The organism is Pseudomonas sp. B10(2017) (genome assembly GCF_002113295.1).
Classification (GTDB): domain Bacteria; phylum Pseudomonadota; class Gammaproteobacteria; order Pseudomonadales; family Pseudomonadaceae; genus Aquipseudomonas; species Aquipseudomonas pudica.
This window is the reverse complement of sequence record NZ_NEJU01000035.1, coordinates 1-21,341: the sequence shown is the minus strand read 5'-3', so window position 1 is coordinate 21,341 and position 21,341 is coordinate 1. Positions and strand designations below refer to the sequence as shown.

The 21,341-nt window shown below is 63.8% G+C and carries 20 protein-coding genes; 9 read left to right on the top strand and 11 right to left on the bottom strand.

Going from position 1 to position 21,341, the window contains the following annotated elements; translation table 11 throughout:
* The first annotated feature begins 69 nt into the window (after positions 1 to 69).
* Positions 70 to 702, top strand: a complete 633-nt coding sequence (gene ttgR / locus CAF92_RS25710; RefSeq protein WP_025340482.1) for an efflux transport transcriptional regulator TtgR — start codon at positions 70 to 72, stop codon at positions 700 to 702.
* 221 nt (positions 703 to 923) lie between these two features.
* On the opposite strand, the gene CAF92_RS25705 is transcribed toward ttgR, so the two are convergent.
* On the bottom strand, positions 924 to 2,375 hold the full coding sequence (locus CAF92_RS25705; RefSeq protein ID WP_085602297.1) for an MDR family MFS transporter: 1,452 nt from the start codon (positions 2,373 to 2,375) through the stop codon (positions 924 to 926).
* Positions 2,376 to 2,827: 452 nt separating this feature from the next.
* Between CAF92_RS25705 and CAF92_RS25700 the strand changes: the two genes are divergently transcribed.
* Positions 2,828 to 3,697, top strand: coding sequence for an oxaloacetate decarboxylase (locus tag CAF92_RS25700; protein WP_003259571.1), 870 nt, complete (start codon positions 2,828 to 2,830; stop codon positions 3,695 to 3,697).
* A gap of 24 nt (positions 3,698 to 3,721) precedes the next feature.
* Here the strand turns inward: CAF92_RS25700 and CAF92_RS25695 are convergent, their stop codons facing one another.
* A complete protein-coding gene (locus CAF92_RS25695) occupies positions 3,722 to 4,627 on the bottom strand; it encodes a LysR family transcriptional regulator (protein WP_085602295.1) in 906 nt (301 codons plus the stop codon).
* A gap of 103 nt (positions 4,628 to 4,730) precedes the next feature.
* Between CAF92_RS25695 and CAF92_RS25690 the strand changes: the two genes are divergently transcribed.
* The gene (locus CAF92_RS25690) at positions 4,731 to 5,606 is read left to right on the top strand and encodes an MBL fold metallo-hydrolase (protein ID WP_085602294.1); all 876 of its coding nucleotides are present in this window, start codon (positions 4,731 to 4,733) and stop codon (positions 5,604 to 5,606) included.
* 27 nt (positions 5,607 to 5,633) lie between these two features.
* On the top strand, positions 5,634 to 6,248 hold the full coding sequence (locus tag CAF92_RS25685) for an NAD(P)-dependent oxidoreductase (RefSeq protein WP_046614830.1): 615 nt from the start codon (positions 5,634 to 5,636) through the stop codon (positions 6,246 to 6,248).
* An 80-nt stretch (positions 6,249 to 6,328) separates the two neighbouring features.
* On the opposite strand, the gene CAF92_RS25680 is transcribed toward CAF92_RS25685, so the two are convergent.
* The gene (locus CAF92_RS25680; RefSeq protein WP_085602293.1) at positions 6,329 to 7,222 is read right to left on the bottom strand and encodes a LysR substrate-binding domain-containing protein; all 894 of its coding nucleotides are present in this window, start codon (positions 7,220 to 7,222) and stop codon (positions 6,329 to 6,331) included.
* Between the two features lie 114 nt (positions 7,223 to 7,336).
* On the opposite strand from CAF92_RS25680, the gene CAF92_RS25675 reads away from it, so the two are divergent.
* Positions 7,337 to 8,974 (top strand): 5-guanidino-2-oxopentanoate decarboxylase, encoded by a 1,638-nt coding sequence (locus tag CAF92_RS25675; protein ID WP_085602292.1) that lies wholly within the window; start codon positions 7,337 to 7,339, stop codon positions 8,972 to 8,974.
* Positions 8,975 to 9,109: 135 nt separating this feature from the next.
* Here CAF92_RS25675 and CAF92_RS25670 read toward each other — a convergent pair whose 3' ends face one another.
* A complete protein-coding gene (locus CAF92_RS25670) occupies positions 9,110 to 10,030 on the bottom strand; it encodes an AraC family transcriptional regulator (protein WP_046614827.1) in 921 nt (306 codons plus the stop codon).
* A gap of 202 nt (positions 10,031 to 10,232) precedes the next feature.
* Between CAF92_RS25670 and CAF92_RS25665 the strand changes: the two genes are divergently transcribed.
* Together CAF92_RS25665 and CAF92_RS25660 are read left to right on the top strand one after the other, a co-directional pair.
* The gene (locus CAF92_RS25665) at positions 10,233 to 10,526 is read left to right on the top strand and encodes a putative quinol monooxygenase (RefSeq protein ID WP_046614826.1); all 294 of its coding nucleotides are present in this window, start codon (positions 10,233 to 10,235) and stop codon (positions 10,524 to 10,526) included.
* A 101-nt stretch (positions 10,527 to 10,627) separates the two neighbouring features.
* On the top strand, positions 10,628 to 10,924 hold the full coding sequence (locus CAF92_RS25660; RefSeq protein WP_046614825.1) for a hypothetical protein: 297 nt from the start codon (positions 10,628 to 10,630) through the stop codon (positions 10,922 to 10,924).
* Here the strand turns inward: CAF92_RS25660 and CAF92_RS25655 are convergent, their stop codons facing one another.
* Both CAF92_RS25655 and CAF92_RS25650 read right to left on the bottom strand, forming a co-directional pair.
* Complete coding sequence (locus CAF92_RS25655) at positions 10,925 to 11,530, bottom strand: flavin reductase family protein (protein WP_046614824.1); 606 nt, start codon at positions 11,528 to 11,530, stop codon at positions 10,925 to 10,927. It lies immediately after the preceding gene.
* A gap of 118 nt (positions 11,531 to 11,648) precedes the next feature.
* Complete coding sequence (locus tag CAF92_RS25650) at positions 11,649 to 12,014, bottom strand: heme utilization protein (RefSeq protein ID WP_085602291.1); 366 nt, start codon at positions 12,012 to 12,014, stop codon at positions 11,649 to 11,651.
* Positions 12,015 to 12,358: 344 nt separating this feature from the next.
* On the opposite strand from CAF92_RS25650, the gene CAF92_RS25645 reads away from it, so the two are divergent.
* Positions 12,359 to 13,111, top strand: a complete 753-nt coding sequence (locus CAF92_RS25645; protein ID WP_025340470.1) for a membrane protein — start codon at positions 12,359 to 12,361, stop codon at positions 13,109 to 13,111.
* Here CAF92_RS25645 and CAF92_RS27300 read toward each other — a convergent pair.
* From CAF92_RS27300 to bglX, 5 genes are all read right to left on the bottom strand, one after another.
* Positions 13,090 to 13,191 (bottom strand): DUF4172 domain-containing protein, encoded by a 102-nt coding sequence (locus CAF92_RS27300; RefSeq protein ID WP_256573805.1) that lies wholly within the window; start codon positions 13,189 to 13,191, stop codon positions 13,090 to 13,092. The two genes, CAF92_RS25645 and CAF92_RS27300, sit on opposite strands and share 22 nt — an antisense overlap.
* A gap of 114 nt (positions 13,192 to 13,305) precedes the next feature.
* A complete protein-coding gene (locus CAF92_RS25640) occupies positions 13,306 to 14,625 on the bottom strand; it encodes an MFS transporter (protein WP_063913444.1) in 1,320 nt (439 codons plus the stop codon).
* Positions 14,626 to 14,904: 279 nt separating this feature from the next.
* Positions 14,905 to 16,239 (bottom strand): sigma-54 dependent transcriptional regulator, encoded by a 1,335-nt coding sequence (locus CAF92_RS25635; protein ID WP_046614822.1) that lies wholly within the window; start codon positions 16,237 to 16,239, stop codon positions 14,905 to 14,907.
* Positions 16,233 to 17,990: an ATP-binding protein gene (locus tag CAF92_RS25630; RefSeq protein ID WP_085602290.1), complete on the bottom strand. Its 1,758-nt coding sequence runs from the start codon at positions 17,988 to 17,990 to the stop codon at positions 16,233 to 16,235. Before CAF92_RS25630 ends, CAF92_RS25635 begins: the two co-directional genes overlap by 7 nt.
* 110 nt (positions 17,991 to 18,100) lie before the next feature.
* Entirely contained in the window at positions 18,101 to 20,392 is a 2,292-nt protein-coding gene (gene bglX / locus CAF92_RS25625) for a beta-glucosidase BglX (protein WP_085602289.1), read from the bottom strand.
* Positions 20,393 to 20,578: 186 nt separating this feature from the next.
* Between bglX and CAF92_RS25620 the strand changes: the two genes are divergently transcribed.
* The gene (locus tag CAF92_RS25620) at positions 20,579 to 21,196 is read left to right on the top strand and encodes a TPM domain-containing protein (protein ID WP_085602288.1); all 618 of its coding nucleotides are present in this window, start codon (positions 20,579 to 20,581) and stop codon (positions 21,194 to 21,196) included.
* Positions 21,197 to 21,341 lie beyond the last annotated feature (145 nt).

The following is a 21,341-nucleotide window of genomic DNA, read 5'->3' as shown; positions in this document are numbered from 1 at the left end:
CTGCAGAGGTGCCCCCGGAGTGTTCCCCGCACGCGCCGCGCGTTCGGGGCAGATGAGGTTTGTACTGCCATGGTCCGTCGAACCAAAGAAGAAGCCCAGGAAACCCGCGCCCAGATCATCGAAGCGGCGGAAAAGGCCTTCTACAAGCGCGGGGTTGCGCGAACCACCCTGGCCGACATCGCCGAACTCGCGGGTGTGACGCGGGGGGCGATCTACTGGCACTTCAACAACAAGGCCGAGCTGGTGCAGGCGCTGCTCGACAGCCTGCATGAAACCCATGACCACCTGGCGCGGGCGAGCGAAAGCGAGGACGAAGTGGACCCGCTCGGCTGCATGCGCAAGCTGTTGCTGCAAGTGTTCAACGAGCTGGTGCTCGATGCCCGAACCCGGCGTATCAATGAAATCCTGCATCACAAGTGCGAGTTCACCGATGACATGTGTGAAATTCGCCAGCAGCGCCAGGGTGCGGTGCTGGATTGCCACAAGGGCATCACCCTGGCGCTGGCCAATGCCGTGCGCCGGGGCCAGTTGCCAGGCGAGCTGGATGTCGAGCGCGCGGCGGTGGCCATGTTTGCCTATGTCGATGGCCTGATCGGGCGCTGGCTGTTGCTGCCTGACAGTGTCGATCTGTTGAAGGATGTCGAAAAATGGGTCGACACCGGGCTGGATATGCTGCGCTTGAGCCCGGCTCTGCGCAAATGACACTTTGTTAAGGATTGTGAGGGAGTGTTACCCCTTTGTGTTAAGGGGGGATTAATGCTTCCGGATGACCTTGAACAAATCACCGATCCTGTGGGAGCGGCCTTGTGTCGCGATAGGGCTGCGCAGCAGCCCCGGCAATTTGTGCATCACTGCTGAAATCCTGGGGCCGCTTCGCGGCCCTTTCGCGACACAAGGCCGCTCCCACAGAGATCGCGTAGCTTCTAGCGTCCGCGCAGTTGCCGGTCGGGCAATGCAAACGCTGCAAACAGTCCCAGCACGGCTACCCCGGCACTCCCCATCAACAACCGCCGGAACGTATCGAGTAACCGCCCTTGTGTCATCAGGTCCACTTCGCCGGCCTTCAAGCTCCCCAGCAACGGATTACCCAGCGACTCGAACCCGCCCTGGTGCAGCAGCGCCAGCAGCAGGCTGGACATGCACGCCACCCCCATGGCCCCGCCCAGCGAGCGGAACAGGTTGGTGGTGCTTGTGGCCACGCCGATGTCCTTGCTGTCCACCGCGCTTTGCGTGCCTACCAGGGAGGTCGGGAACTGCAGCCCGCAAGCGATGCCTGTCAGCAGCATGAACAGTGCGCTGAGCAAGGCCGATTGCGGCGGGGTCAGCGCCATGGCGAAAATGGCCAGCGGCATAAGCAGCGCGCCGGCCAGGATCTGCGGCTTGTAACGCCCGGTCAGGCTGGTCATGCGCCCGCCGGTGAAGGCCCCCATGGGCAGCCCCATCACCAGCGGCAGGAGGTGCAAAGCAGCACTGTCGGCGCCGGCGCCGGTGATGCCCTGGTAGCGCAACGGCATGAGCATGGTCAGGGAGATTGACTGGAAGCTGGCGAAGAAGATCACGCCCCAGCACAGCACCGCCACGCGATTGCCGAACAGGCCGAGTGGCAGCAGCGGCTCCGGGCAGCGGCGCTCATGGGCGATGAACAGCACCAGGCCCAGCGCGGCGCAGGCGAACAGGGCCAGCACGGCCCGGTCGACCCAGGCGTGACCCTGGCCGACCAGGGTAATACCCAGCAACAGGCTACCCAGGCCGAGGATCAGCAACACGGCGCCCAGGTAGTCCACCTGCGCCTCGCGGCGCTGCGCCGGCATGCCGCCGAGGGCGCGGCGGATCGCCCACAGTGCAACCAGCCCCAGCGGCAGGTTGATCCAGAACACCCAGCGCCATGACAGGTATTCGGTCAGCCAGCCGCCCAGTACCGGCCCGGCGACGCTGGCCACGGCGTACATGCTGCTGAAATAGCCCTGGTAGCGGCCGCGCTCCCGTGGGGGTACGAAGTCGCCGATGATCGCCTGGCTCACCGAGACCATGCCACCGGCACCTATGCCTTGCAGTACCCGGGCCAGCACCAGTTGTTGCATGTCCTGGGCCAGGGCGCAGGCGATCGAGGCCAGGGTGAAAAGGCTGATGCCGGTGAGGATCATCCTGCGCCGCCCGTACAGATCGCCCAGCTTGCCGTAGATCGGCACGGCCACGGTCATCGCCACCATGTAGCCGGAGATGACCCAGGCCAGCAGGCCGACATCGTTGAACTGCGCCGAGATTGCCGGCAGCGAGACGGCGACGATGGTCTGGTCCAGGGCGCCGAGGAAGATCGCCAGCATCAGGGCGGTAAGCACGTTGCGCAGGGTAGTGGGGGGCAGGGCGGCGGTCACGGGGGTACCTTGTATGACGGTGGCGGCCTTCTTCACGGGTAAACCCGCTCCCACAGGTCCGGTGTCGCTCCTGAGGACGGCGCGGTCCCTGTGGGAGCGGGTTTACCCGCGAAGAGGCCAGCATGAAGTCCCCGGATTGTAACCTGAGTTAGGTAGCTTCCTATGTACTATCTGCATCCCCTATGCAAGATCGGCATTGGCGCATTCATCCAGTGCTGCATGGCTGCGTGATATCGTTGGTATGCCACAGAGGCGGAAAACCGGGGGCTCGCACCAGCTTGGTGCAACATTATGCCGCAGGTTTTCGCGCCGCTGTCTCCCACACCTTTTATTCCTCTGCCTGCATGTCAAGCATGACCGCCCAGATGGCGACGGTTGGAACAGGCCAGGTAGACCCGATTACAGGGGTCGGTAGTTACCGTTCGACTTTCAACTTATTTTGCGGAGTGATCATGCCCAAGGCTTCCCATCAAGATCTGCGTTTTGCCTTCCGCGAGCTGCTCGCTTCAGGTTCCTGTTACCACACCGCATCGGTGTTCGACCCGATGTCGGCACGTATTGCCGCAGACCTGGGTTTCGAGGTCGGCATCCTCGGTGGTTCCGTCGCTTCGCTGCAGGTACTGGCGGCACCGGACTTCGCCCTGATCACCCTCAGCGAGTTCGTCGAGCAGGCCACCCGTATTGGTCGCGTGGCGCAACTGCCCGTGCTGGCTGACGCCGACCACGGCTATGGCAACGCACTGAATGTCATGCGCACGGTCATCGAACTGGAGCGCGCCGGCGTGGCTGCGCTGACCATCGAGGACACCCTCCTGCCTGCCCAGTTCGGGCGCAAGTCCACCGACCTGATCCCGGTTGAAGAGGGCGTCGGCAAGATCCGCGCGGCGCTGGAGGCACGGGTCGATTCGTCGCTGTCGATCATTGCCCGTACCAACGCTGGTGTGCTCACCACCGAAGAAATCATCGTGCGAACCCAGAGCTACCAGAAGGCTGGAGCCGATGGCATCTGCATGGTGGGTGTGAAGGACTTCGAGCAACTCGAGCAGATTGCCGAGCACCTGACGGTGCCACTGATGCTGGTGACCTACGGCAACCCGAACCTGCGCGACGACGAGCGCCTGGCACGCCTGGGCGTGCGCATCGTGGTCGATGGTCACGCTGCCTACTTTGCCGCGATCAAGGCCACCTATGACTGCCTGCGGCTGCAGCGCGGCCAGCAGAACAAGTCGGAAAACCTCAGCGCCACCGAACTCTCGCATACCTACACCCAGCCCGAGGACTACATCCGTTGGGCCAAGGAATACATGAGCGTCGAAGAGTGACACGCCCTCCCTGGAGGAACGGCCTTACAAGTCCTGATCCCACTCCGGTTCGTCCTTGAATCGCTGCACCAGAAAATCCAGCATGCTGCGCAGGGTCGCCGGCATGTGCTTGCGCGAGGTGTACACCGCATTCAGGTTCAGTTCGCGTGGCCTGGCTTCGGGCAGCAGGCGCACCAGTTCACCCCGGCGCAGGGCTTTCGCGGCCTGGTAGGTCGGCAGCATGGCGATACCTGCGCCGGCCAGCGCCGCTTTCTGCAGTGTCATCGCCTCGTTGGCACTGATGTTCCCCGCCACTGGCACGGCGACTTGCTGGCCGGCTACCTCGAAATGCCACAGGCTGTGGCCGAAGTAGGCATGGGTCAGGCAGTTGTGCCGGCTCAGATCCTCGACCCGTTGCGGCGTGCCGTGCTCGCGCAGGTAGGCCGGTGCCGCACACACTGCCGAGCGGCACACACTCAGGCGCCGGGCGATCAGGTTGGGGTCCAGGTCGTTGCTGGTGCGGATGGCCAGGTCGATGCGCTCGTCCACCAGGTTGACCGTGCGATCGAGCATCTGCAGTTCCACCTTCACCCCGGGGTAGCGCCGGACGTAGTCGGCCACTGCATCCACCAACTGGGCCTGGCCGAACGAGGTACTGACGCTGATGCGCAGCGCGCCCTTGGGCGCGTCATCCGGCTGCTGCACCGCGGCTTGCAGGTCGCCGGCCAGTTCCAGCAGTTGCCGACAGCGGGGCAGGGTTTCCTGGCCGGCGGCGGTAAGGCTGAGCTTGCGTGTGGTGCGCTGCATCAGCCGTGCGCCAACCCAGTCTTCCAGCTCTGCCAGGTAGCGCGACACCACCGGCCGAGACAGTTGCAGATGATCCGCCGCCGCTGACTGGCTGCCCAGGTCGACGACGGTGACGAAAACGCGCATGGCGTTGAGACGGTCCATGATTTGCCCGGTTTCAGAAACAAACTATGTTCGAGCATCGCATTTTTTGTCACGGATTGGGCAACTAAGCTGTTGGGCATTGTTCATCTGACGGGTGTTTGCGATGTCTCTTTTCACTCCCTTGCGTGGCCTGCTGCTGGCCTGTGTGACCCTGGCCGGCCCGGCGCTGGCTGCCGACCCCTTGCGGCTTGAGGTTTACAACCCTGGGCATGAGGCGATCTTCCCGGTCAGTTCGGTGATCGTCAGCGGTGAGCACGACGCCATCCTCGTCGATGCCCAGTTCGGCAAGGCCCAGGCCGAACAGCTGGTGCAGCGCCTGCGGGCGGGCGGAAAGCAGCTGACCATTATCTACATCAGCCATGGCGACCCGGACTACTACTTCGGCCTGGATACCCTGACCCAGGCCTTCCCGGAGGCCAAGGTGCTGGCGTCGGCCGCCACGGTTGCCCACATCCGCCAGACCATGGATGCCAAGCTGGCCTACTGGGGGCCGCAGATGGGCGCGGACAAGCCGGCGCGGCTGGTGCTGCCGCAGGTGCTCGAAGGCCACCACCTGACGCTGGAAGGGCAGGCCCTTGAGGTTGTCGGCCTCGACGGCCCTCAACCTGACCGCAGTTTTGTATGGATACCGTCGATCAAGGCGGTGGTCGGTGGTGTGGTGGTGTCGGAGAACATTCACGTGTGGATGGCCGACACACAAACGGCCAAGTCCCACGCCGACTGGCTTGGCACCTTGGCGCACATCGAAGCGCTGGCGCCGCGTACGGTCATCCCTGGGCACTACCAGGGGGACAGCGGCCGATCGCTGGAGGCCGTGCGTTTCACGGCGAACTACATTCGTGATTTCGATAGCGAGACCGCCAAGGCGAAAGACTCCGGTGCGTTGATCGCTGCGATGAAACGACGTTACCCGGGCCTGGCCGATGAAAGCTCGCTGGAGCTGGGGGCCAAGGTCGCCAAGGGCGAGATGAAGTGGTAATTCCGTTCAATTGATGGAGAGTATCCCATGAGCAAGATTGCAATCATCGGCGCCACTGGCCGCGCTGGCAGCCAGTTGTTGGAGGAGGCCCTGCGCCGTGGCCACAGTGTGCTGGCCATCGCCCGCGACCCGTCGCGGTTGCAGGGGCGGGACGGGGTTACCGTCAAGGCGCTGGATGCCAAGGACAGCGCGGCCGTACAAGCGGCGATCGCAGGTGTGGATGCGGTGCTGAGCGCGGCGCATTTCTCGACCATCGAGCCACACGCCATCATCGAGCCGGTCAAGCGGGCCGGGGTCAGGCGCCTGCTGGTGGTGGGTGGGGCCGGCAGCCTGTTGCTGCCGTCGGGGCATCGGGTGATCGACAGCCCGGACTTCCCCGAGGCATACAAGGCCGAGGCCACTGCCGGGGTGCGTTTTCTGGAAGTATTGCAACGTGAGCCGAACCTGGACTGGACCTTCCTGTCGCCATCGGCGGAGTTCGTTGAAGGTGAGCGCAGCGGGCATTACAAGCTGGGCAAGGATCATCTGCTGATCGGCGCCGATGGCAAGAGCTGGATAACCTTCGCCGATTACGCAATTGCCATGCTCGACGAACTGGAGAAGCCACAACATTCGCGGCAGCGTTTTACCGTCGGCTATTGAGTCGCCCCCTTCGCGGGTAAACCCGCTCCCACAGGTACTGCACTGATTTCGATGCCGGTGTATTACTTGTGGGAGCGGGTTTACCCGCGAAGGGGCCCTTGCAGGCTGGCCCGGTCCTCCAGCCAGTCCAGCAACTCCACAAGCCCCGGCGGCAAGTTCTTGCTCTGGCTCACCAGGTAATACCCCTTGCCGGTCATCACCTTGAGCGCAAACGGCATGCACAGCCGTCCCCCGCGCAAGTCATCGCCGATCAGCGACCAGTCGCCGATGGCCACGCCGGTGCCCTGCGAGGCCATGGCCATCGCCATGTCCAGCGTCTCGAAATGCTGCTTCGGGCCTTGAGTGCCCAGCGTCACCCCGGCTGCCTGCAGCCACAACCGCCAGTCATGCTCATCCCGCGATGGGTGCAGCAGCATGTGTAGCGCCAGGTCCTCGACCTGCTGCAACGGTACCGGCCCTTGGCGTAATGACGGCGCGCACACCGGCGTCAGCTGCTCATCGAACAGCTTGCGCACGCGCAGCCCATGGTTCGGCGCATCGCCATACACCACCGCGGCATCGAAACCCTCGCGGCGAAAGTCCACTCCATGTTGCACCGTGGTGGTCAGCTCTACAGGCACATCCGGGCGTAGTGCCTGCCATTCCATCAGGCGCGGCAACAGCCAGCGCATCACGCAGGTCGGTGCCTTGAGCTGCAAGGTAGTGCTGCGCCCACCCACCTCACGCACCCCTTGTTCGATCAGCGCGAACACCTGCTGCACTCTTGGCAGCCAGTCCTGGCCTTCACGGGTCAGGCTCAGCCCACGGGCCTGGCGCTGGAACAAGGCATAACCCAGATGCTCTTCGAGGGCCGCGATCTGCCGGCTGACGGCGCCTTGGGTGATATGCAACTGCTGCCCTGCACGGGTGAAATTGCAGTGTTGGGCGGTGACCAGAAAGGTATGCAGGGCGGGCAGGGGCGGGAGACGTTTCATTGTGCTTAGCCATGATTACAGAACATGGCTAGTATGTGTTTTTTTGCATTGTGGCGATAGCCGTGGCTGGGTCCAATAAGGGCATAACCCAACCAAGATTCATGGTGAAACCCGATGGCAACCTGCGGCGAAGTACTGGTAAAACTCCTTGAAGGCTATGGCGTTGACCATGTCTTCGGCATTCCTGGTGTACATACCGTGGAGCTCTACCGCGGCCTGGCGGGCTCGTCCATCCGCCATGTCACCCCGCGCCACGAGCAGGGGGCCGGGTTCATGGCCGACGGCTATGCGCGGACCCGCGGCAAGCCCGGGGTGTGCTTCATCATCACCGGCCCGGGCATGACCAACATCACCACCGCCATGGGCCAGGCCTATGCCGACTCGATCCCGATGCTGGTGATTTCCAGCGTGCAGGCCCGCGACCAGTTGGGCGGTGGCCGCGGCAAGCTGCACGAGTTGCCCAACCAGGCAGCGCTGGTGTCGGGTGTAGCGGCGTTTTCCCACACCTTGATGAGTGCCGATGACCTGCCGCAGGTGCTGGCCCGGGCATTCGCCGTTTTCGAAGGTGCTCGCCCTCGGCCGGTGCATATCGAGATTCCGCTCGACGTGCTGGTCGAGCCGGCCGATCACCTGCTGCCGGGGCGCGTGGTGCGTAGCAGCCGGGCTGGCGCAGCGCCGCAGGCCGTGGCGCAGATGGCCGAGCGCCTGGTCAGTGCACGGCGGCCATTGATCCTGGCAGGGGGGGGCGCATTGGCTGCGGGCGCTGCGCTGGCGCGCCTGGCCGAGCGCCTGCAGGCGCCGATAGCGCTGACCATCAATGCCAAGGGGCTGCTGCCGGCCAGCCATCCCCTGCAGATCGGCTCGACCCAGTCACTGCCAGCCACGCGGGCGCTGGTGGCCGAGGCCGATGTGGTGCTGGCGATAGGCACCGAACTGGCCGAAACCGACTATGACGTCACCTTCAAAGGTGGTTTCCAGATACCGGGCAGCCTGTTGCGCATCGACATCGACCCGGACCAGACCGTGCGCAATTACCTGCCGACGCTGTCGCTGGTGGCCGATGCCGAACTGGCCACCGAGGCGCTGCTCGGTGCCTTGCAGGGGTTGCCGCAACCCGTGCGTGAAAGCACGTGGGGAGCGGCCCGGGTGGCCAAGTTGCGCCAGGCCCTGGCAGCGGGTTGGGACCAGCCGAGCCTGAGCCAGACGCGTTTGCTGAGTGCGATTCTCGAGCGCCTGCCCAATGCCATCCTTGTGGGCGATTCGACCCAGCCGGTTTACACCGGCAACCTGACCCTGGACATGGACCAGCCACGCCGTTGGTTCAATGCCTCGACCGGCTATGGCACCTTGGGTTATGCGCTGCCGGCGGCCATGGGCGCCTGGCTGGGCAGTGCGGAGCAGGTCGGTGAGCGTGCGCCTGCGGTGTGCCTGATTGGTGATGGCGGTTTGCAGTTCACCTTGCCGGAGCTGGCAAGCGCGGTGGAAGCGCAGGTGCCGCTGATCGTGCTGCTGTGGAACAACCAGGGGTACGAGGAAATCAAGAAATACATGGTCAACCGGGCGATCGAGCCGGTGGGGGTGGATATCCATACGCCGGACTTCATCGGTGTGGCGCGGGCCCTGGGCGCGGCAGCGGAGCAGGTGGCAGATGTAGCGCAGCTGCAGGTGGCGTTGGGGCACGCATTGGAGCGCAAGGGGCCGACCTTGATCCAGGTTGACCAGAATCAGTGGCAAGAGGCTGTGTTGGGTTGAAGTGAAGCTATTGTCTGTACCGGCCCTTTCGCGGGCTTGCCCGCTCCCACAGGATTTTGCACAGGCTCTGAACGTTGTGCTGTACCTGTGGGAGCGGGCAAGCCCGCGAAGAGGCCGGTACTGCCAGCCAAAATTTCAGCCAGCAGTCGCCCGCAACCTTGCCACATCACGAATCGGCGGCGCGCCATACAGCCGGCTGTATTCCCGGCTGAACTGTGACGGGCTTTCATACCCCACCCGGTAGGCCGCCACCGCCGCCTCGAGCCCGTCATTCAGCATCAATCGCCGCGCCTCCTGCAGGCGCAGTTGCTTCTGGTACTGCAACGGGCTCATCGACGTCACGGCCTTGAATCGGTGGTGCAAGGTCGAGGTGCTTAGGTTGACCTCCCGCGCCAGATCCTCGATGCGCAAAGGCAACTGGTAGTTCTGGTTGAGCCAGGTGATCGCCTGGCAAACCCGGTGGGTCTGGCTGTTGGCCAAGGCGATTTCGTACAACCGATAGCCCTGCGGCCCACGCAGCAGGCGGTACAGAATCTCCCGACGGAACAGCGGCGCCAGCATCGCGATGTCGCGCGGGGTATCCAGCAGGCGGATCAGCCGCAGCAGGGCGTCGAGCAGCGCGGCATCGGTTCTTTCCACATACAAGCCACGCCCGGAAGGCCGGTTGGGCACCAGCATCGGCCCGCTTTCGGCGATCAGCTGGCTGATTTCGGCCGGGTCCAGGTCCATGCGCAGGCCAAGGCTCGGGTGCTCGGGGCTGGCGTCCAGCCTCACGGCGCTCAACGGCAAGGTTACCGAGACCACCATGTAGTGCAGCGGGTCGTAAGCGTACTGCTCGTCACCGAGGAACAAGCTTTTGCTGCCCTGGGCGAGGATACACAGCGCGGGTTGTGCCAGGGTCGGTACCGAGCGCACGTTTTCGGTGTAGCGCACCAGGTACAGGTCATCGATGGCCGATGCCGGGCCGTGAGGCTCCCCTGCGTGACGGCGGATCAGCTCGGCCAGCTCCTGGCGTTGAAGTTCCAGGCTCGGGTCGATGGACGTGGCGATGGTCATGGTGGCTTTCCTCTACTGACCGACGCAGCATAGGTTTGGGCAATGGCGGGCGCTAGTCAAAAGCTGCACGCCGATTGCCTGATCCTGCCGCGCTGCAGGATCAGGCAATCGGCGAGCAGTAATGGCCTAACGCGTCGCGCGGGTGAGGCCCTAACCTTGGCAGCCTGGCTTTTCCGTCCGCCTGCTTCAAGGAGATTGTGCAATGACCCCGACACAACCGGTCACCCACCTTGCTTTCATCCGTGCCAGCAGCGGGCGCTCGGCGGAGCTGGGCGCGCGCCTGCGTGACCTGCTCGAGCCCTCACTGCGGGCGCCGGGCTGCCTGAGTTTCACGGTGCAACGTTCGCAGGCTGATGCCGATTTATGGTTGCTCAGTGGCAGCTGGCAAGACCAGCAGGCGATGAGTGGCTACTTTGCTTCGCCGACGCTGGAAGTGTTTGGTGAGTTGGTACAGGCGCAGGTGGTCAGCAGCCTGGATCTGCATACCTTTGATTGAGGTGTTGCCTGTACCGGCCTCATCGCCGGCAAGCCAGCTCCCACAGGTGCTGCACCGCCCTTAAGACCTGTGATGACCCTGTGGGAGCTGGCTTGCCGGCGATGAGGCCGGTACGGGCAAATAAGGTAAAATGCCGGCCCCCGATCAACGAAGCGGATAGCAACATGGCACGTAGGGAATTCCAGCATTTCGAAGCGGTTTCGGCGATGGTCCCGGTGGAAGGTGGTGGCTACACCGCAGCCATCGCGGTCAAGGCCCTGGGTATGGGCGGCGCGCCGCGCTTTCACAAGATTCTCGACGGCCAGGTGTTCAAGGGTGCCGTGGCTGCCGACGAAGCGGCCACGGCCGAGCTGCAACGCCTGCAGGGCGTCAGCGAAGAGGGTGAGCTGATCTGGTGATCAGGCCGGCGGGCGGGCCATCTTGAACAGGTTGCCCAGCTCGAAATAGTCTGCCGGGCCACCGCCACGCAGGATCGGCTCGGCGGCAGCGGTATCGTAGATGCCGTTCTTCAACAGGTGCTCGGCAATGTGCACCGCCACCACCTCACCCAGGATCAGCCAGCTGGGCACCAGTTCCTGGTCGGCCCGCTTGAGCTGGACGATCTGGCTGACCTTGCACTCGAAGGCTACCGGGGTTTCGCCGACACGCGGCACATTGACGATGCTCGACGGCTTGGCGGTGAGGCCGCTCAATTCAAATTCGTTTATCTCGGCGGCAACCGGTGCGCAGCTCTGGTTCATCTGCTCGGCCAACGAGCGGGTGGCAAGGTTCCAGACGAACTCGCCGGTCTGCTCGATGTTGTTCAGGCTGTCTTTGCGCCCGACGCTGCAGAAACCGATGATCGGCGGGATGTAATTGAAGGCGTTGAAGAAGCTGTAGGGAGCCAGGTTCAGGCGGCCTTCGCGGTCCTGTGAGGAGATCCAGCCGATAGGGCGGGGGCCGACGATGGCGTTGAACGGGTCGTGGGGCAGGCCGTGGCCTTTGGCGGGTTCGTAGTAATACATCTGTGCTGGGCTTGAAGGCCCTACCTCCTGGTGGACAAGGCGCCTAGTGTGCCAAGCCTGTGCCCGCCTGCAAATGATCAAGCCCGGCCGAAGCCGGGCTGGGTGCTCGCATCAGGGCTCAGCTGATGCGGTGGGCGTTGGTGCGGTCGAAGCCGTCTTCGGCGAAGCGCTGGCCGCCTGTGCGGTCGAAGCCATCTTCAGCGAAACGTTGGCCGCCAGTGCGGTCGAAGCCGTCTTCAGCGAAACGTTGGCCGCCGGTGCGGTCGAAGCCGTCTTCGGCGAAACGCTGGCCGCCAGTGCGGTCGAAGCCGTCTTCGGCGAAGCGCTGGCCGCCAGTACGGTCGAAGCCATCTTCAGCGTAGGCAGCTGATTGGCTCTGGGTCGCTGCGAAGGTGTGTGCGTTAGTACGGTTGAAGCCATCTTCGGCGAAGGCACCAGCAGCGAAAATCGAGAGGGCCAGGGTGAGGATCAGTTTGTTTTTCATGGTCGTTGCTCCAGGGTTACTTGAGGTTGTTTGTTTCTATGGGTTTAATCCTACGCTGATTAATTTGATTAAAAAGCGCAAATAATAGTGCTTAAAAATCGAATAATTCGATATATATTGGCGTGGATCTTGTGGCTCTGGCAGCGGTTCTGGCCCAGGATGTGCCTGACCATACGCCGACGTTCTGCCAGCCATTTCAGCTTGAAGGGGTGGAATTAATGGGGCGTTAAGGATGAAAAATCTTTCACAGAGGGCTGCTGAACGCATTTTTCATACATCACCAACCGATTTTTCAAATGCTGCTCAGCACCATCGCCGCACCTCAAAATCGGAGCGGCACAACAATGAACAAACTTCCGCAAATCACCTTGGCCTTCTGGGTCATGAAGATCTGCGCTACCACCCTTGGCGAAACGGCGGGTGATTTGCTGTCGATGACGCTGAACATCGGTTATGCCCTCAGCTCGCTGCTGCTGATCAGCGTGTTCCTGCTGACCTTGCTCGGCCAGCTGTACTCGCGCCGCTACCATCCGATGCTGTACTGGCTGGTGATCCTCTCCACCAGCACCGCCGGCACCACCATGTCCGACTTCATGGACCGCACCCTGGGCCTGGGCTATGCCGCGGGTTCAGCCATCCTCATCGGCATCCTGCTGCTTACCTTCCTGGTATGGCGCCTGAGCGGCAACCCGCTGGATGTCACCCGTATCAAGAACCGCACGGGCGAACTGTTCTACTGGGTGGCGATCCTGTTTTCCAACACCCTCGGCACCGCGCTGGGCGATTACCTGGCCGATGACTCGGGGCTCGGTTTCGCCGGTGGCGCGCTGTTGATCGGCAGTGCCATCGCCTTGGTAGTTGTGGCCCGCTACTGGACACGTATCCCTGGCGTAGTGTTGTTCTGGGTTGCGTTCGTGCTTACCCGCCCGTTCGGCGCCACCTTGGGCGACTTCCTCACCAAGCCTCACGAGAAGGGCGGCCTGGACTTCGGTACGGTCGGCTCTTCGGCGGTGCTGGGCGGGGTGTTGCTGGTACTGGTGCTAATGGCCACCTGGTATCAGCGCCGCGAACCGCGTCAGGCGTTGGAGATGTCCTGAGGCATTGGGGCGATGGCTTCGTTTTGCCAGGTGAAACGTGGCCAGGCAGGTTGCTGCCAGATCCACAAGGGGCTATTCATGATCCGTCCCATGAGCCGAATAAGGCCGTCACTCGGCTCACAGGCTGCCGCGTATCACAAAAAAAGGGCGCCCCATGCACTGGAGCGCCCCTTTTCAGTACTGCCAGGGCAGCATCACTCGGTGGTAATCCGCGAGTGCTGCTTGGTGTCCTTCATGGTCGCGTAAACCAGCAGCGAGCAGGCGATGCAGGCGGTGACGTACCAGTAGAAGCCGCTCTCCATGCCGGCGCTCTTGAACCACAGGGCCACGTACTCGGCGGTGCCGCCGAAGATCGACACGGTCAGGGCGTACGGCAGGCCCACGCCCAGGGCGCGGATTTCGGTTGGGAACAGCTCGGCTTTGACCACTGCGTTGATCGAGGTGTAGCCGCTGACGATGATCAGCGCCGCCATGATCAGGAAGAACGCGCCCCACCATGTCTGGATGGTGTGCAGGGTGCTGAGGATCGGTACGGTGAACAGGGTGCCGAGCACGCCGAAGGCGATCAGGATCGGGCGCCGACCGATCTTGTCGGACAGGCCACCGATCACCGGCTGCAGGCACATGAACAGGAACAGCGTGGCGGCCGAGATGGTGGTCGAGTCGCTGATGCTCATGCCCACGGTGTTGACCAGGTACTTCTGCATGTAGGTGGTGTAGGTGTAGAAGGCCAGGGTGCCGCCCATGGTCAGGCCGACCACGGTCATCAGCTCCTTGGGGTGGCGCAGCAGGGTGCGCATCAGGCTTTCCTTGGCCTTTTCCTTCTTGGTGAAAGAGGCGGTTTCCTCCATGCCGCGACGCAGGTAAAGGGCCACCACGGCGCACAGCGCACCAATCACGAACGGTACGCGCCAGCCCCAGGCATACAGCTGCTCGGTGGTCAGGGTCTGTTGCAGGACGATCAGTACCGCCAGGGCGATGAGCTGGCCGGAGATCAGGGTCACGTACTGGAAGCTGGAGAAGAAGCCACGGCGGTCCTTGCTGGCCATTTCACTCAGGTAGGTAGCCGAGGTGCCGTATTCACCACCCACCGACAGGCCCTGCATCAGGCGTGCGATGACCAGCAGGATTGGGGCGGCGACGCCGATGGTTTCGTAACCCGGGGTCAGGGCGATGACCAGCGAGCCGGCGCACATCAGCAGCACCGAAGCCATCAATGCGGCCTTGCGGCCCTTGCGGTCGGCGTACAGGCCCATCAGCCAGCCACCGATCGGGCGCATGAGGAAGCCCACGGCGAAGATCGCGGCGGTATTGAGCAATTGTGCGGTGGAATCGCCGGCCGGGAAGAAGGCCTTGGCGAAGTACAGCGAGAATGCGGCGTAGACGTACCAGTCGTACCATTCGACCATGTTGCCGATGGACCCGCTGAAGATCGACTTCAGGCGGCTGGCGGTGGTTTTTTCTGCGGCAGGCGCGGTGGCCGCCCCGGCGGGCAGGGAGGTGGCATTATCCATCAGGGATACCTTCTCGTTGTTTTTGTGGAGCGCGCCGTGGCGCAGCTTGCCAAGGCAATTGCAGAAGGTGTGCCAAATGGGTGCATTGGGCTTCAAATGGGGGCGCTGCGCGCCCCTTCGCGGGCACGCCCGCTCGCACAGGGACCGCGTGACGTCTGACTCTTTGCGTTTCTCTGTGGGGGCGGGCGTGCCCGCGAAAGCCTGCAAGGCAGCGCCAAAAGAATCCGGCTAATGAGCGGTTATTTGCTTAGTGGCCTGGCGCGATAAGCGGATTTCCGCTCATTCCCGCCCAACAAAATCCTCGCGCACCAACCCATGCCGCTGCATCTTCTCGTTCAGCGTGCGCCGTGGCAGCTGCAGCGTTTCCATCACCGCATTGATCGCGCCCCCGTGCTGGCGCAGCGCCGCGCGCAGGCATTGCGCCTCGAACGCTTCCATCTGCTCGCTCAACGACTGCCCGGCAGGCGCCACCTCTATGTTCGGCGAGCCCAGCCCCAACGCATGGCGCTCCGCCGCATTGGCCAGTTCACGCACGTTGCCCGGCCAGTCGTGCGACAGCAGCTGCGCCAGTTGCGCGCCCGACAGTGGTGGGGCTGCGCGGCCAAGCTTTTCGGCGGCGGCACGGGCAAAGTGCTCGAACAGCAGTGGAATGTCCTCACGCCGTTCACGCAATGGCGCCAGGCGCAGCTCCGCCACGTTCAGGCGATAGGCAAGGTCTTCGCGGAAGCGCCCGGCACGGGCTTCCTCGAGCAGGTCGGGCTTGGTCGCGGCAATGATGCGCAGGTCGACGCTGATGCTCTGGTTGGCCCCCAGACGCTCCAGTTTCTGTTCCTGGATCACCCGCAGCAGCTTGGCCTGTTGGGCCAGTGGCATGCTTTCGATTTCATCGAGGAACACCGTGCCACCGTTGGCGTACTCCAGCTTGCCGATGCGCTTGCCCTGGGCCCCGGTAAAGGCGCCGCTTTCATGGCCGAACAGCTCGGCCTCGAACAGCGACTCGGGGATGGCTGCACAGTTGAGGGCGACGAACGGCTTGCCGGCGCGCGGGCCAAAATCGTGCAGGCAGCGGGCCACGCGCTCCTTGCCACTGCCGGTTTCGCCGCGAATCAGCACATTGACCGGCAGGCTGGCCAGGTCCAGCACTTGCCGACGCAGCTGTTGCAGGCCCTGGGACATGCCCAGCAACGTGCCTTCCAGGCGTGACTTGAGGTCGGCCTGCTCGTGCAGCCGGCGGTTCTCCAGGACCAGCTGGCGCTTTTCCAGGGCACGGCGCAGGCTGCCCAGCAGGTGCTGCGGGGTAAAGGGTTTTTCCAGGAAGTCGTAGGCCCCGCTGCGCATGGCTTCCACTGCCATGGGCACATCGCCGTGGCCGGTCAGCAGGATCACCGGCAAGTCGGGGTCGTCCGCCTGCAGGCGTTCGAGCAACTGCAGGCCATCCATGCCCGGCATGCGTACATCGCTGATGATTACCCCGGGAAAGTGCCGTGGCAGGTGTGCCAGGCATTCTTCGGCGCGAGCGAACAGTTGCACGCTGAAGCCGGACAGGCTCAGCCACTGCTCGACTGCGGTGCGGATACTGGCTTCATCATCGACGACGATCACTGAATTCAACATACAGGCTCCAGGTCACGGGGCAGGGTAAGGCTGAAGCGCGCGCCGCCAGGCAGGTTTTCGGCCTGCAGCTGGCCGCCGGCCTCGTGGACGATACCGTAGGAAATGGCCAGGCCCAGCCCCAGGCCTTCGCCCACCGGCTTGGTGGTGAAGAACGGGTCGAAGACCTTGGCCAGGTCGTCCTCGGCAATGCCGCCACCCGAATCCAGCACGCTCAGGCGCCACAGCTCGCCGTCGGGCTCGATGCGGATCTCCAGGCGTTTGTAGCGTTTGTCGGCCATGGCGTCGAGGGCATTGCGCAGCAGGTTGATCAGCACCTGCTCCAGGCGAATGGCATCGCCGCGTACCCAGGCCGGGCGCGCCAGGTACAGGGCTATTTCCACTTCTTCGCTGCGAATGCGTGCTTCCAGCAGGTGCAGGGCCTGGTCGACCACGGTGGCCAGGTCGAGGCGCTCGCGCAGGCCGACCGGGCTGTTGCGGGCAAAGGTTTTCAGGTGGCTGGTGAGCGCAGCCATGCGCGTGAGCATCTGTTCCAGCGGCTCCAGTGCCTGGCGTGCTTCGTCAATTCGGCCATGGTCGAGCAGCAGGCGCAAGGTTTCCAGCTGCATGCGCTGAGTGGTCAGCGGCTGGTTGATTTCATGGGCCATGGCTGCCGACATTTGCCCCAGCGCGGCCAGCTTGGCCGATTGCACCAGCCCCTCCTGGGCGGTGCGCAGCTCACGGGTGCGCTCCTCGACCTGGCGCTTGAGCTCCTCCCGGCTGCGCTGGCGCAGGCGGGCCAGGCGCAGGCGCTGGCTGACGAACAGCGCAGCGAACACCAGGCTCAGCCATACGGCGGCGGCGCCGAGGGCGGCATTGCGACCGTCGGCGGCTACCTGCGGCTTGCGCAGCAGATGCAAGGTCCAGTTTTCACCTTCCAGCGGCAGGCTTTCCCACAGGTACTCGGCGCTGCCCTCCGGGCCTTGCACGCGGCTGAGGGTGCTATTGGCGGCAAAGCGGGTCAGCACCTGGTGCTGCAACGGCACCAGCGGTTGCTTGTCGTACTGACGGGTTTCGGCCAGTTCGGCACGGTCGGCGCCACTGAGCGGCTGCAGTTCGCGGTAGCGCCAGCCGTCCTGGTTGGCGATGAAAGTGATACCGCGGGCATCGCTGACCAGCAGGATGTCGCTGCCCTGACGCCACTCGCGTTCCAGTTCGGGAAACTCCAGTTTCACCACCATGGCGCCGAGGAAGCGGCCATGCTCGTCGTTCACCGCGCTGGCGAGGAAGTAGCCGGGCACGCCGCTGGTCACGCCCACGGCGTAGAAGCGACCACTGCCCTGGCTGCGGGTCTGCTTGAAGTAGGGGCGAAAACCATAGTTGGAGCCCACGTAGCTGCTGGGCAACCGCCAGTTGCTGGCGGCGATGGCCAGGCCGGTGCGGTCGAGCAGTTCGAGGGTGGAGGAGTTGGCGGCGCCATTGATGCGTTCGAGCTTGCGGTTCAGGGCGTCCTGCACCGGTTCGCTGACCGGGCCGCGCAGGGCGGCGATCAGTTCCGGGTCCAGCGCCAGCACGGCGGGCAGGGCGCGGTAGCGATCGATCAGCGTGTGCAGGGCATTGGCGTACAGGCCCAACTGCTGACTGGCACGCTGGGCGTCGGCTTCCATGGCCTGGCGCTTGGCCTGGTGCATGGCCCAGCTGGCGCTGAGGGCGGTGCCCAGCACGATAAGCAGGGTGATCAGCCCCAGACGCAGGGCGCGAACGGAAAAGGGCATGGGGCGGATCCGGATGAATGAGATATCAGGGCCGGCCTCTTCGCGGGTGAACCCGCTCCACAGGTATCGGGTTTACCCGCGAAGAGGCCGGTACAGGCAAAACCTGTCAGTTACAGCAGTTCAAAGCTCTGCTGCTGCACCGCCTGGGAATCCAGCCCGACCTGTACATTGAATTCCCCTGGCTCGGCAACCCGCTGCAGCTGGCCATTGTAGAACTTCAGGTCTTCTTCGCTGATGCGGAAGCTCAACGTGCGCGATTCGCCAGGCTTGAGCATCAGCTTCTGGAAGTTCCTCAGTTCCTTCACCGGGCGGCTCATCGATGCCGATACATCCTGCAGGTACAGCTGCACCACGGTCTCGCCTGCCACCTTGCCGGTGTTCTTCACCGTCACCTTGGCTTCCAGCGTGTCGCCACGCTTGAGGTCCTTGTTCGACAGCTTCAGCCCCGACAGCTCGAAGCTGCTGTAGCTCAGGCCATAGCCGAACGGGTACAGCGGGCCATTGGGCTCCTCGAAGTACTGCGAGGTGTAGTTGCCCGGCTTGCCCGGCGTGAAGGGCCGGCCAATACGGGTGTGGTTGTAGTACATCGGGATCTGCCCGACCGAACGCGGGAAGGTGATGGCCAGCTTGCCGGACGGGTTGTAATCGCCGAACAGCACGTCGGCAATCGCGTTGCCGCCCTCGGTACCGGCGAACCAGGTTTCCAGAATGGCGTCGGCCTGTTCGCGTTCCCAGGCAATCGACAGTGGGCGGCCGTTCATCAGCACCAGGACCAGCGGCTTGCCGGTGGCCTTCAGGGCCTTGATCAGCTCCCGCTGGCTGGCCGGGATTTCCAAGGTGGTACGGCTCGACGACTCGTGGGACATGCCGCGGGATTCACCGACCACTGCCACCACCACATCGGACTGCTTCGCCGCCTTCACCGCCTCGTCGATCAGCACCGCTGGCGGGCGCGGGTCGTCGACGATTTCCGGGGCATCGAAGTTGAGGAAGTTCAGGTAATCGAACATCGCCTTGTCTCCGGTGACGTTGGAACCTTTGGCGTAGACCAGCTTGGCCTTGCCCTCCACGGCGCGGCGCAAGCCTTCGCGCACGGTCACCGAGTGCACTGGTTTGCCGTCGGCTGCCCAACTGCCCATCATGTCGATCGGGGCATCGGCCAGAGGGCCGACCAGGGCGATGGTGCCGGCCTTTTTCAGCGGCAGGGTCTGGTTGCGGTTTTCCAGCAGCACCAGGCTGCGGCGCGCCACGTCACGCGCGGCTTCGCGGTGCAGGCGGTCGTTGCCGTAGTAGTCCTTCAGGTCGGTCTCGGCCTTGCCGATGCGCACGTACGGGTCCTTGAACAGTCCCATGTCGTACTTGGCACCCAGTACTTCGCGCACCGCCTGGTCCAACTCGCCCTGGGTCACTTCGCCGGACTTCAGCAGCCCGGGCAGCTCCTCGCCGTACAGGGTGTCGTTCATGCTCATGTCGATGCCGGCCTTGATCGCCAGCTTGGCGGCTTCGCGGCCATCGCGGGCGACGCCATGGCGGATCAGCTCCTGGATGGCGCCGTGGTCGCTGATGGTCACGCCCTTGAAGCCCCACTCCTTGCGCAGCAGGTCATTCATCAGCCAGGTATTGGAGGTGGCCGGCACGCCGTTGATCGAGTTCAACGCCACCATCACCCCGCCAGCACCAGCGTCGAGCGCGGCGCGGTAGGGCGGCAGGTAGTCGTTGTACATTTTCGGCAGGCTCATATCGACCGTGTTGTAGTCGCGCCCGCCTTCCACTGCGCCATACAGGGCGAAGTGCTTGACGATGGCCATGATGCTGTCGGGGTTGGCCGGGCTGCTGCCCTGAAACGAACGGACCATCACCTGGCCGATCTTCGAGGTCAGGTAGGTGTCTTCGCCAAAGCCTTCACTGGTACGACCCCAGCGCGGGTCGCGGGCGATGTCGACCATCGGCGCGAAGGTCATGTCCAGGGCATCAGCCGCGGCTTCGATGGCGGCGGTGCGGCCGACCTTGGCGATGGCGTCCATGTCCCAGGTCGCGGCCATGCCCAGGCCGATCGGGAAAATGGTGCGTTCGCCGTGGACGGTATCGTAGGCAAAGAACATCGGGATCTTCAGGCGGCTGCGCATGGCCGCGTCCTGCATCGGCCGGTTCTCGGGCGCGGTACGCGAGTTGAAGGTGCCACCGATGCGGCCGGCGGCGATTTCCTCGCGGATCTTGTCGCGGGGCATTTCCGGGCCGATGCTGATCAGGCGCAACTGGCCGATCTTCTCGGCTTCGGTCATCTGGCTGACCAGATGGTCGATGAACGCCTGCTTGTCCTGCAGGGGCGGGGCGGAGGGGGCGGCGAGGGCCGCCTGACTGGCAAGGCCCATGGCCAGGCCCAGCAAAGACAGTTTCATCATCAATTCCGTTGTGGGGCCTCTGCCGTATCCACGGTGATACGCGCGCGGCCGAAGTTTTCAGGCGGCTATTGTTGTACGATTTGCAGGCATTTCTTCCAGCGGCGGATTATGCCTGAATATGTCGCCTGCGGACGAAGCCCCGAATGCCGGGACAACAACTATAAGAACGCTCAAGAGACCGACGGCATGACCCCCCTCGATGAATACCATCAGCGCCAGATCGCCGAAGCCATTGCCCGTGCCGAACGGCGCACCGATGCCGAACTGGTGACGGTGCTGGCCCGCCGGGCCGACGACTATGCCTACTGGCCGTTGTTCTGGGCCGCCGTGCTGGCGCTGGCCGTGCCGGCCCTGTTGCACTGGCTGCTGGGTTGGCCCGGAGTGCGTGGCTTGCTGGTGGCCAATGTGCTGCTGTTCGTCGGCTTGTGCCTGCTGTTGCGCAGCCCACGCCTGGCCGGCTGCCTGATCCCCCGGGCCCTGCGCCGCTGGCGTGCTTCGCGCCTGGCCCGCCAGCAGTTTCGCGAACAGAACCTGCAGCGCACTACTGGTGCCACGGGTGTACTGATCTTCGTCAGCGAGGCAGAGCGGCATGTGGAGATCCTTGTCGACCGCGGTATCGAGCGCCATCTGGATGCCACCGCCCGCGCGGCCATCGTCGCCCGCCTTGCCGAACAGGTACGCCAGGGCCGCACCTTGCAGGGGTTTGTCGAGTGCATCGAGGCGTGCGGCGAACTGCTCAGCGAACATGTGCCGCCTACCCATGCACGTAACGAGTTGCCCAACCGGTTGGTGATTCTCGATTGAGTCGGCGTCCGGTGCCTTGCACCGCGTTGGATTCTTCGCGGCTAAAGCCGCTTGTATGGTGATACTCGAAGGGGTGGTGGGACGAAAAAGCCGAATCTGACTGTTCACAGCAGTACAGACCGTGGGAGAACTCGCCCCACCCCTT